At 59.0% G+C, this 1,960-nt stretch carries 2 protein-coding genes; one reads left to right on the forward strand and one right to left on the reverse strand.

Translation table 11 applies throughout. The features are described 5' to 3' along the window. Positions 1-274: 274 nt before the first annotated feature. On the reverse strand, positions 275-1,168 hold the full coding sequence (locus tag EN906_RS32350) for a branched-chain amino acid aminotransferase (RefSeq protein ID WP_127268418.1): 894 nt from the start codon (positions 1,166-1,168) through the stop codon (positions 275-277). Between the two features lie 246 nt (positions 1,169-1,414). Here EN906_RS32350 and EN906_RS32355 point away from each other — a divergent pair, with 246 nt between their 5' ends. Next, positions 1,415-1,948, forward strand: a complete 534-nt coding sequence (locus EN906_RS32355; RefSeq protein ID WP_027039379.1) for a MarR family transcriptional regulator — start codon at positions 1,415-1,417, stop codon at positions 1,946-1,948. Positions 1,949-1,960: the final 12 nt, after the last annotated feature.

Below are 1,960 nucleotides of genomic sequence, written 5' to 3' on the forward strand. Positions count from 1 at the left end.
AATGGCTCCGCCCAGGATTTTGGGAAGCTGACCCATCGCCGCCGTCTTGAGCGCCGCACCGACCGCCTGACCACCGATGACGCCAGTAATCACCTGTATGATGATCGGAAGAAGCGTGTTCATGTCCATATGATTAGTCCCTCCATAGCTGTCAGCCTCCCGGGCCGACACCATCATGAGACGCCGAATTGGACGAAAGTCAAATGCAGAAACGCTGAAATAAAAGGGGCGGCCCGAAAACCGCCCCTACTTCCTAAAAAAGCTGTGACTTTCGTTATTCTGCGGCGATCGCGTGCTTGGGCTGAACGGCCGCAGAATAGTCATTCATAAGATTCTTGGCTATTTCGCCGACCTCGAATCGGTAAGGCCCGATCTCGGAAACCGGCGTCACTTCCGCCGCCGTCCCGGTCAGGAAGCACTGCTCGAAGCTTTCCAGCTCTTCCGGCAGGATGGCGCGTTCAATCACCTCCAGGCCGCGATCCTTGGCCAGCCCAATGACCGTGCGGCGGGTGATGCCGTCGAGGAAGCAGTCAGGCTTGGGTGTGTGGATCTTGCCCTCCTTGACGAAGAAGATGTTGGCTCCGGTCGCTTCGGCGACCTGGCCACGCCAGTCGAGCATCATGGCGTCGGCATAGCCCTTGGCCTCGGCGGCGTGCTTGGACATGGTGCAGATCATGTAGAGGCCGGCTGCCTTCGACCTGGAAGGCGCGGTGCGCGGGTCGGGCCGGCGCCATTCCGCCACATCGAGACGGATGCCTTTCAGCTTCTGCGCAGGATCGAAATAGCTCGGCCATTGCCAGATGGCGATGGCACAGTTGATGCGGTTGTTCTGCGCCGAGACGCCCATCTGCTCACTGCCGCGCCAGGCAATCGGCCGGACATAGGCGTCCTGGAAACCCTGCTTCTTGAGAAGCGTGGATGAGGCGTCGTTGAGCTCGGCCACCGTATAGGGGATATTGAAACCGAGCAGGCGTGCCGATTCATGCAGGCGCTCGGTGTGTTCGTTGAGCTTGAAGATCTCGCCGCCATAGGCGCGTTCTCCCTCGAAAACGGCGCTGGCGTAATGCAGCCCGTGCGTCAGCACATGGATCTTGGCGTCACCCCATTGGACGAATTCGCCGTTCATCCAGATGGAGCCATCGAGTTGATCGAAGGGAACGGATGCCATGGTAACCTCCCACGGGCGGCAGCCCGGATACTTGTATCGTTGTGTGTTTCGTGTCGGCCGCCCAAAGCGGCTTTTATGGTGGAGCGTAAGCGGATAATTGCGCTCTGGCAAACTCAGGAAATTCCGGAAAAACCGGCTTCCCTTGCCTTTTCGTTCGCAATCCGCCCAAAAGCTTGTCAAAAATTACCATTGCAGGGAAATTACGTCAATAGTACTGACATAATCTCTCTTTCCCACGGAGAAATAATGACGGATCGAAGCCCAGCCGCCGGAAAACCGATCAGGACCGCGATGTCGGTCGAGGACGGCATCGACTTCGCCATTATCGAGCTGCTCTTCTTTGCCTATCGTGACTTCACCTCCGATCCGGACCAGATCCTGGCCGACTACGGCTTTGGCCGGGCCCACCACCGGGTGCTGCATTTCGTCAACCGCAGGCCGGGCCTGACGGTCGCCGAACTGCTCGACGTGCTGAAGATCACCAAACAGAGCCTGGCCCGTGTGCTCAAGCAGTTGATCGACACCGACCATGTCGTGCAGTTGCAAGGTCCGCGCGACCGCCGACAGCGCGAACTTTATCCGACCGCCAAGGGCCGTGCGCTGGCGCTGGCGCTGGCGCGGCCACAGTCGCGCCGCATCCATGCTGCATTGGGGGATTCCGGAGTAACCGAACGGACCTTGGTGGAACGGTTCCTCGAAGCGATGGTCAATCCGGAACTGAGGGCGCAGATCGACGTTGGGTCCGCAAAAATGTCAGGGAAAAGCCATGGAGAGCACTGAACGGGTCGATCA

This window comes from Mesorhizobium sp. M7A.F.Ca.CA.004.06.1.1 (assembly GCF_003999135.1).
Taxonomy (GTDB): Bacteria; Pseudomonadota; Alphaproteobacteria; order Rhizobiales; family Rhizobiaceae; genus Mesorhizobium.

Excerpts from the sequence above, each read along its gene's own strand:
- EN906_RS32350 (WP_127268418.1), bottom strand. The coding sequence starts at position 1,168 with ATGGCATCCGTTCCCTTCGATCAACTCGATGGCTCCATCTGGATGAAC.
- EN906_RS32355 (WP_027039379.1), top strand. The coding sequence starts at position 1,415 with ATGACGGATCGAAGCCCAGCCGCCGGAAAACCGATCAGGACCGCGATG.